Origin of the sequence: Paraclostridium benzoelyticum, assembly GCF_001006285.1 — a bacterium.
Taxonomy (GTDB): Bacteria; Bacillota; Clostridia; order Peptostreptococcales; family Peptostreptococcaceae; genus Paraclostridium; species Paraclostridium benzoelyticum.
The window spans coordinates 1-9,569 of record NZ_LBBT01000111.1 but is presented as its reverse complement, the minus strand read 5'-3'; the positions used below and the strand labels follow the sequence as shown (position 1 = coordinate 9,569).

The window sequence follows — 9,569 nt, the reverse complement described above, 5'->3', positions numbered from 1 at the left end:
ATAATGGGTAAATTAGTTTATGGAATGTATAGTTAAAACTTTAAATTTAGAAATATTAAGTAATTTTCATAAACACTATCTCAAATGAAGTAAATTTTTAAATAAAAATATTTAAAATACTTTAAATAAGAGAATATTAATATAGAGTGAAAAAAATTTAAAACCTATGTTATAATTAAGGTATTATGATGTGAACTAGTGTTCGGTTAGGAGTGGATATTGTGGAATTTAAAATTCAATCTGAATATAAGCCTACAGGTGACCAGCCTGAAGCTATAGATAAAATTACAGATGCTTTAAATAGAAATGAAAAGTTTAGTACATTACTTGGAGTTACAGGATCAGGAAAGACTTTTACCATGGCTAATATAATAAAAAACGTAAATAAGCCTACTTTAATAATAGCTCATAATAAGACCTTAGCAGCGCAGCTTTATAGTGAGTTTAAGGAATTTTTCCCAGAAAATGCAGTTGAGTACTTTGTAAGTTACTATGATTATTATCAACCTGAGGCTTATGTAGCACATAGTGATACGTATATAGAAAAAGATGCAAGTATAAATGATGAGATAGATAAATTACGACATTCAGCAACTGCTGCAGTTTTAGAAAGAAGAGATTGTATAATAATTTCTTCTGTATCATGTATATATGGATTAGGGGATCCAGAAGATTATAAAAAACTTATGGTTTCTTTAAGACCAGGTATGGAGAAAGATAGAGATGAAATCATAAAAAAATTAATAGAGATACAATATGAAAGAAATGATGTTAATTTCACACGTGGAACTTTTAGAGTTAGAGGTGATATTCTAGAGATATTCCCAGCTAATACAGATGAAAGAGCTATTAGAATAGAATTTTTTGGAGATGAAATAGATAGAATAACAGAAATAGACTATTTAACAGGAAAACTTGTAGGGATTAGAAATCATGTAGTTATATTCCCGGCATCTCACTATGTTACAACACCAGAAAGAATAGATAAAGCAATAATTGATATTCAAAAAGAATTGAAAGATAGAGTAGATTATTTTAAAGAAAATGATAAATTGGTTGAAGCACAAAGAATAGACCAACGAACTAGATATGATATAGAAATGTTAAAAGAGATAGGATTCTGTCAGGGGATAGAAAATTACTCTAGACATATAACAGGAAGAGACCCGGGAGAAAAACCATATACATTAATGGATTTCTTTCCAGATGACTTTTTAATCATAGTTGATGAATCTCATGTAACAGTTCCTCAAGTAAGAGGTATGTATGCAGGTGATAGATCAAGAAAATCGTCTCTTATAGATAATGGTTTTAGATTACCTTCAGCTTATGATAATAGACCTTTAAACTTTAATGAATTTGAGGAGAATATAAATCAAATACTATTTGTAACAGCAACTCCAGGACCTTATGAAATAGAACATTCAACTACAATAGCAGAACAAATAATAAGACCTACTGGACTTTTAGATCCAATAATTGAAGTAAGACCTATAAATAATCAAATTGATAATTTAGTTGGAGAAATAAACTCTATTACAGAAAAAGGAGAAAGAGTTCTTATAACTACCTTAACTAAAAAGATGAGTGAGGATTTGACTAATTATCTTAAAGATATAGGGATTAAAGTTAAGTACTTACATTCAGACATAGATACATTAGAAAGAATAGAAATAATAAGGGATTTAAGATTAGGTAAATTTGACGTATTAGTGGGTATAAACTTATTAAGAGAAGGTTTAGATATCCCAGAAGTTTCACTAGTTGCAATACTAGATGCTGATAAAGAAGGTTTCCTAAGATCAGAAACTTCTCTTATACAAACTATAGGTAGAGCAGCTAGAAATTCAAATGGAAAAGTTATAATGTATGCAGATAAGATAACTAGATCTATGCAAAGTGCGATAGAAGAGACAAAGAGAAGAAGAGAAATACAGATGCATTATAATGAGGTTAATAATATTGTTCCGACAACAATCCAAAAAGGAATAAGAAAAGGAATAGAAGCAACAGTTGTTGCAGATGAAGAAGCTGTTTATGGAGATATAAATGAAAATAATGAAGATAGTATAAGAGAATCAATAGAAAATCTTAAAGTAGAAATGATGGAAGCTGCACAAAATCTTCAATTTGAGAGAGCAGCACAATTAAGAGATAAGATAAAAGAATTAGAAGATAAATTAAATTAATTACTTATAAAGTTGAGTATGAAAGGAAAAAACATATGAATGATAAAATTATAATAAAAGGAGCTAAAGAGCATAATTTAAAAAATGTAGATTTAACTTTGCCTAGAGATAAATTTATTGTTTTTACTGGTCTTTCAGGATCGGGAAAATCATCTTTAGCTTTTGACACTATATATGCAGAAGGACAACGAAGATACGTAGAGAGTCTATCTGCATATGCTAGACAATTCTTAGGTCAAATGGAAAAACCTAATGTAGAGTATATTGAAGGATTATCACCAGCTATATCAATAGATCAGAAAACAACATCTAAAAATCCTCGTTCTACAGTAGGTACAGTAACAGAAATATATGATTATTTAAGACTACTATTTGCAAGAGTTGGGGAAGTGTATTGTCCAACATGTGGGAAAAAGATAAGTCAAATGACAGTACAAGAAATAGTAGATAAGATGATGGATTTCCCAGAAAGAACTAAGTTACAAATATTATCACCTGTAGTTAGAGGTCAAAAGGGAACGCATAAGAAAGTTATTGAAAACATAAAAAAAGAGGGATTTGTAAGATTAAGAGTAGATGGAACTAATTATGAAGTTACAGATGAAATAGATTTAAATAAAAATCAAAAACATAATATAGAGGTAGTAGTTGATAGAATTGTGATGAAAGATGGTATAGAAAATAGATTAGCTGATTCTATAGAAACTGCTGTAAAGCTATCTGAAGGTTTAGTTATAGCGCAAATAATAGATGGAGAAGAAATTCTTTATTCAACTAAATTTGCATGCCCAGAACATGGTATAGGAATAGAGGAGTTATCTCCTAGAATGTTCTCTTTCAACAGTCCTTTTGGAGCTTGTGAGACATGTAATGGATTAGGTGAGAGTAAAGAAGTTGATCCAGATCTAGTAGTTCCAAATAAAGAACTTTCTATAAAACAAGGAGCTATAGCTGCTTGGGGTTCAGTTGGAACTAATGATGATACTTACTATAGTAAAATGGTAAAGAGTTTAGCTGAAAAATTTAATGTGGATTTAGCTACTCCATTTAAAGATTTACCTGAAGAATTTATTCAAGAGCTACTTTACGGACATGATAATGTTATGGTTGAATTTGTATATGAATCAAAGTATGGAGGAAACAGATTATACAAAGCTCCATTTGAAGGTGTAATAGTAAACTTAGAGAGAAGATATAGAGAAACAAACTCAGAACATTCTAGAGAAAAAATAGAAGAGTTTATGGGAGAAAGACCTTGTCCTAAGTGTAAGGGAAATAGATTAAGAAAAGAAGTTTTATCTGTATTAGTAGATAATAAAAATATAATGGAAGTAACTGATTACTCAGTTAATGAGCTTATAGAGTATATTGAAAATATAAATCTAACAGATAAGCAAAAGTTCATAGCTCATGAGATTTTAAAGGAAATAAAAGCTAGAGCATCATTCTTAAGAGATGTTGGACTAGATTATTTAAACTTATCTAGAAAAGCTGGTACATTATCAGGAGGAGAAGCTCAACGTATTAGATTAGCGACACAAATTGGTTCAGCTCTTGTAGGAGTGTTATATGTTTTAGATGAGCCTAGTATAGGATTACATCAAAGAGATAATGACCGATTAATAAAAACTTTAAGACATTTAACTGATATAGGAAATACTCTTATAGTTGTAGAACATGATGAAGATACAATGAGGGAAGCTGATTATATAGTAGATATAGGTCCTGGAGCAGGAGTTCATGGTGGAGAAATAGTAGCAGAAGGAAATCTTGATGAAATACTTAGAAATCCTAACTCATTAACAGGACAATATTTAAGTGGTAAAAAAATTATACCAATACCTGAAACTACAAGAGAAGGAAATGGTAATTTCATAGAGGTAGTTAAAGCAACAGAAAATAACTTGAAAAATATAAATGCTAAAATTCCATTAGGAAAGTTTACTTGTATTACAGGTGTATCTGGATCAGGAAAAAGTACATTAATTAATGATATTTTATACAAAGGTATAGCTACAAAAGTTAACAGATTAAGAGATAAGCCAGGTAAACATAAAGAGATAAAAGGAATAGAAAATATAGATAAAATAATAAATATAGATCAAAGTCCAATAGGAAGAACTCCGCGTTCAAATCCTGCAACTTATACAGGTGTATTTGATTTAATAAGAGATTTATTTGCATCAACTAATGAAGCTAAAGCTAGAGGATATCAAAAAGGAAGATTTAGTTTTAATGTTAAAGGTGGAAGATGTGAAGCTTGTAAAGGTGATGGGATAATAAAAATAGAAATGCATTTCTTGCCGGATGTTTATGTTCCTTGTGAAATATGTAAGGGAGAAAGATACAACAGAGAAACTCTTCAAGTTAAATATAAAGATAAAACAATATCAGATGTTTTAGATATGAATGTTGAAGAAGCCTCAGCTTTCTTTGAGAACATACCGACAATAAAAAGAAAACTAGATACTCTTATGGATGTTGGACTTTCATATATAAAACTAGGACAGCCATCTACTCAATTATCAGGAGGAGAAGCTCAACGTATTAAACTAGCAACTGAGTTAAGTAAAAGAGCTACAGGAAAAACTTTATATATCTTAGATGAGCCAACAACAGGGCTTCACATGGATGATGTAGATAAATTAATAACTGTACTACAAAGGCTAGCAGATACAGGAAATACTATCGTTGTTATAGAACATAACTTAGATGTTATAAAAACATGTGATTATATCATAGATCTTGGACCAGAAGGCGGAGATAAGGGTGGAAAAATAATTGCTACAGGAACACCAGAAGAAGTTTCTAAAAAGTCAGGTTCATATACAGGATTATTCTTAAAAAAATACTTTGAGAAATAAAATAAAGGAGATGTCTTAAATTTAAGACATCTCCTTTTAAAATTTCATTAGTTAGTAGCTTCTCTTTCAGCTAATTCCTTTTCATATTGTTCCATTTCAGGATTAGATCCGAAAATAAAATGCCCTGGTCTTATTTCAACCCATTTAGGTTTGTGTTCAGAATAATCATGAACACTAGGATCGTATTTTATACGAACTCTATGTCTTTCATGCTCTGGATCTGGAAGTGGTATAGCTGATAACAATGATTTTGTATAAGGGTGTAGAGGATTAGCATAAAGTTCCTCAGAAGTAGTTAATTCAACTAGTTTTCCGTGGTGCATAACTCCGATACGATCACTTATATATTTAACCATAGAAAGATCATGAGCTATGAATAAATAAGTTAATCCTTTCTCTTTTTGTAACTTTCTAAGTAGGTTAACAACTTGAGCTTGGATAGAAACATCAAGAGCAGATATAGGTTCATCAGCTATTATAAACTTAGGTTGTATAGCTAATGAACGAGCTATACCTATACGCTGTCTTTGACCTCCAGAGAACTCATGAGGGTATCTTCCTGCATGTTGTTCATTTAATCCAACAGTTTTTAATAATTCATAAACAGTCTTAGTTCTTTCCTCCTTTGTTTTGCATAATCCATGTATATCAAGACCTTCAGCTATTATATCCATAACGGTCATACGAGGATTAAGACAAGCCATAGGATCTTGGAATATCATTTGCATATTTTTATTTACAAATGATTTAATATCTTTATCTAATTTTTTACTTGATATATTCTTACCATCAAATACTATTTCACCAGCAGTAGGGTCATATAATCTGATTATAGCTCTACCCGTAGTAGATTTACCAGAACCAGACTCTCCAACAAGACCGAAAGTTTCGCCTTCATAAATATGAAAACTTATATCATCAACAGCTTTTACAACTGTATTTTTATCTATTGGAAAGTATTGCTTAAGATTTTTAACTTCTAATAGTTTTTTCTTAGTCATTTGAAGACACCTTCTTTCTTCCTATGCTTGTAGGTCTTTCTATTTTAGGAGCCAAAGGGTGCAATAACCATGTAGCAGCGCTATGAGTTTCACTTATTTTAAACATAGGAGGCTCTGCAACAAAATCTATTTTAAGTGCATTAGTATTACGTAAAGCAAAAGCATCACCCTCAGGAGGATTCATTAAATCTGGAGGTGTTCCTGGTATATTATATAAATCATTTTCACCAACATCTAAACTAGGCATAGAAGCTAATAGCCCCCAAGTATATGGATGTTGAGGATTATAGAATACGTCATCAGAAGTACCAACCTCTATTATTTTACCAGCATACATAACAGCAACTCTATCTGCCATATTTGCAACAACACCAAGGTCATGAGTTATAAATATAACAGCAACTCCAGTTTTATTTTGAATATCTTTTATAAGTTCTAATATTTGAGCCTGTATAGTAACATCAAGAGCTGTAGTAGGTTCATCAGCTATAAGTATTTTAGGATTACAAGCAAGAGCAATTGCTATAACTATACGTTGACGCATACCACCTGAGAATTGATGAGGATACTGTTTTGCTCTCTTTTCAGGGAAAGGTATACCAACAAGGTCTATAAGTTCAATAGCTTTTTTTATTGCTTCATCTTTAGATAATCCTTGATGCTTTATTATACCTTCTGATATTTGTTTACCAATAGTAGTAGTAGGATTTAATGAAGTCATAGGATCTTGGAATATCATCGCTATATCTTTACCTCTTACAGCTTCCATTTCTTTTTCTGGTAATTTAGTTAAATCTTTTCCGTTAAATAAAATTTCGCCTTCTTTTATAAGAGCATTTGAAGACATTATTCTCATAATAGTTTTACAAGCAACAGATTTACCAGAACCTGATTCTCCAACTATAGCGAGAGTTTCTCCTTTATGTAGATCGAATGTAACATTTCTTACGGCTTGAACTTCACCACCAAAAGTTTTGAAGTGAACCTTTAAATTTTTAACCTGTAATAATTTTTCTTTTTCCATAAACTCATCCCCTTTCTAACTATTGATTACGCATTTTAGGATCAACAGCATCCCTTAAACCATCAGCAAGTAAGTTTAAGCTAAATATTAATAAACATATTACCATTGAAGGTATGAACATCATATATGGATTTGTTTGTAATTGCTTAAATCCATCATTTATTAATACTCCTAACGATGCATATGGAGGTTGTAGTCCTAATCCTATGAAACTTAAGAATGCTTCATAGAATATAGCATTAGGTAATGAGAACATCATCATAACAACCACAGGACCTATTATATTAGGGAATAAGTGTTTTATTATTATCTTCTTATCAGATGCACCTAATGTTCTAGAAGCTAAAACGAACTCTTGGTTCTTAATTCTAAGAACGTGAGAACGAACTATTCTAGACATTCCGGTCCATCCGGAAATAGCCATTGCAAGGGACATTGATAAAACACCTGGTTCAAATACTAAGATAAATAATGTAAGTATAACTAAACTAGGTATGCCAGTTAGTATTTCAATAAAACGTTGCATATACATATCAACTTTTCCACCATAATAAGCAGAAACACCACCATAAGTAACACCTATTAATAAATCATAAATAGCAGCTAGTATTGCTATAAAAAGAGATACTCTGGCTCCAGTCCAAGTACGAGTCCATAAATCACGACCTAAATCATCTGTACCAAACCAGTAATTAACTCCATCTTCTACAGCTTTTAGTTTGTATGAATCAACTCTTTCTTGAGTTCCGTCAAACTTTCTATCCATTTTAGTACCGTCCATGATTCCTAAAGAAGAAACAACCGGCATTCTTGGAGGCAATTTAGCATGACGTAAATTTTGTTGATCATAAGCATATTCATTAAACATTGGGCCAAATACAGTAAGGAAACATATTATAGATAGTATGATTAAACCTGTAATAGCACCTTTATTTCTAAACAGCCTTTTTCTAGCATCTTGCCAAAATGTCAAACTTGGTCTAGTTATAGCTTCATGCTGAGTCATATCAGCAGGACTGACTTCAAATAAGTCAGCATTAAGTTGAACTTCTTTACCATCAATAATAACTTTATCTATCATTAAGCTTTCCCCCCTGCAACACGAATTCTAGGATCGATTATCCCATAAAGGATGTCAACTAACAAGATAACTCCTATATAAAGTGCACTATAGAATATAGAAACACCTGATATACAGAATAGGTCATTAGTAGTTATAGATGATACTAATAAATCTCCTAATCCAGGAACAGCGAAAACTTTTTCAACAACTAGAGAACCAGTAAGTAGACCAACAGTTAAAGGTCCAAGCATAGTTACAACTGGTATTAAAGCATTTCTTAAAGCGTGTTTTACTATTACAGCAGCTTTAGTCAAACCTTTAGATTTTGCAGTTACTATATAGTCTGCATTTAAAACTTCAACAAGTTCAGTTCTAGTAAAACGTGCTATACTTGCGATAGAGAAAAATGCTAGTGCTATAGATGGTAAAACAGTCCAAGCATATCTAAAATCTGAGCCTATAGGCATCCCCCAAGTAACTGGGAAAATTTGATGTCGTGTAGTTAAATATAATTGAAGTAGTGCAGCTAAAACAAATGATGGAACAGAAACCCCTAAAACAGAAATTACAGTTGCAAAGTAATCCCAAAATGTATTCTTTTTAAGTGCAGCTACAATACCTAAAGTTAAACCAACTACGCTCCCTATTACTAGCGCTTGAGCACCTAACATAGCAGACGGTTTTAAGCGAGTACTTATTAAATCCTCAACCTTTTTATTGTCATACTTGAAAGATCTACCTAGATCACCTGTAAAAACTCCTGTCATATATCTTAAATATTGAACTGGGACAGGTGCATCCAAACCATACTGTTTATTAATCATTTCAACTTGCTGTGCATTTAACTTTTCATCATTAAATGGGCTTCCAGGTAATAACCTTACCAAAAAAAATGTAACAGAAATAACGATTAATAATGTCATTAACATAAGAGAAAGACGTTTTAAAATATAGCGACCCATCGCTACACCCCCTTGAATAAAATAGTATTAATTTAAAAATAAATTCTGATATGTATTGATGTCAGAATTTTGAAACTATTCAAAATGCAGTTTTATTAATTTTATGATGCATTATGTAAACTTATGAATAAATTGTAAAACTTATTATTAAAGTACTTAAAGATATGATTAAACCAGATGATAAAAGTGAATTTGTGTTAGTAAAATTGTATCTTCTCTTTATATAATCATCTATATCTATATTTCCTTCAGATAACAGACCTCTGCTTTTTTGAATTTGATTACAAACTTTATTATATGCATAAATTGTTAAATTAAAAAAACCTTGTTCTGTAACATAAAAGAAAACTCCTAGGGTTAAATAAAATAGACCTATCATGAAAGATGAATTTATAAAAGAAAATCTTTCAAAATTATTAAATAAACAGTATAAAAAACTTATAACTAAATTTAATATAATTAACAT

Annotated in this window: 7 protein-coding genes; 2 read left to right on the top strand and 5 right to left on the bottom strand. The window is 30.9% G+C overall.

What is annotated here, in order from left to right; genetic code table 11:
• Positions 1-221: 221 nt before the first annotated feature.
• Both uvrB and uvrA read left to right on the top strand, forming a co-directional pair.
• Complete coding sequence (gene uvrB / locus VN21_RS04865; protein ID WP_152650772.1) at positions 222-2,189, top strand: excinuclease ABC subunit UvrB; 1,968 nt, start codon at positions 222-224, stop codon at positions 2,187-2,189.
• A 35-nt stretch (positions 2,190-2,224) separates the two neighbouring features.
• Positions 2,225-5,053, top strand: coding sequence for an excinuclease ABC subunit UvrA (uvrA, locus tag VN21_RS04860; RefSeq protein ID WP_046822307.1), 2,829 nt, complete (start codon positions 2,225-2,227; stop codon positions 5,051-5,053).
• 47 nt (positions 5,054-5,100) lie between these two features.
• Here uvrA and VN21_RS04855 read toward each other — a convergent pair whose 3' ends face one another.
• From VN21_RS04855 to VN21_RS04835, 5 genes are all read right to left on the bottom strand, one after another.
• Positions 5,101-6,054, bottom strand: a complete 954-nt coding sequence (locus VN21_RS04855; protein ID WP_046822306.1) for an ABC transporter ATP-binding protein — start codon at positions 6,052-6,054, stop codon at positions 5,101-5,103.
• Positions 6,047-7,078: an ABC transporter ATP-binding protein gene (locus tag VN21_RS04850; RefSeq protein ID WP_046822305.1), complete on the bottom strand. Its 1,032-nt coding sequence runs from the start codon at positions 7,076-7,078 to the stop codon at positions 6,047-6,049. Before VN21_RS04850 ends, VN21_RS04855 begins: the two co-directional genes overlap by 8 nt.
• A 19-nt stretch (positions 7,079-7,097) precedes the next feature.
• Positions 7,098-8,159 (bottom strand): oligopeptide ABC transporter permease, encoded by a 1,062-nt coding sequence (opp3C, locus tag VN21_RS04845; protein ID WP_046822304.1) that lies wholly within the window; start codon positions 8,157-8,159, stop codon positions 7,098-7,100.
• Positions 8,159-9,103: an ABC transporter permease gene (locus tag VN21_RS04840; protein ID WP_046822303.1), complete on the bottom strand. Its 945-nt coding sequence runs from the start codon at positions 9,101-9,103 to the stop codon at positions 8,159-8,161. Before VN21_RS04840 ends, opp3C begins: the two co-directional genes overlap by 1 nt.
• 121 nt (positions 9,104-9,224) lie before the next feature.
• The coding region (locus tag VN21_RS04835; RefSeq protein ID WP_046822302.1) for a DUF3899 domain-containing protein at positions 9,225-9,569 on the bottom strand (345 nt) is incomplete at its 5' end.

What these genes read in the sequence shown, in the direction of transcription:
- VN21_RS04850 (WP_046822305.1), bottom strand. Translation starts at nt 7,078, where the DNA reads ATGGAAAAAGAAAAATTATTACAGGTTAAAAATTTAAAGGTTCACTTC.
- VN21_RS04855 (WP_046822306.1), bottom strand. Translation starts at nt 6,054, where the DNA reads ATGACTAAGAAAAAACTATTAGAAGTTAAAAATCTTAAGCAATACTTT.
- uvrA (WP_046822307.1), top strand. Translation starts at nt 2,225, where the DNA reads ATGAATGATAAAATTATAATAAAAGGAGCTAAAGAGCATAATTTAAAA.
- VN21_RS04840 (WP_046822303.1), bottom strand. Translation starts at nt 9,103, where the DNA reads ATGGGTCGCTATATTTTAAAACGTCTTTCTCTTATGTTAATGACATTA.
- opp3C (WP_046822304.1), bottom strand. Translation starts at nt 8,159, where the DNA reads ATGATAGATAAAGTTATTATTGATGGTAAAGAAGTTCAACTTAATGCT.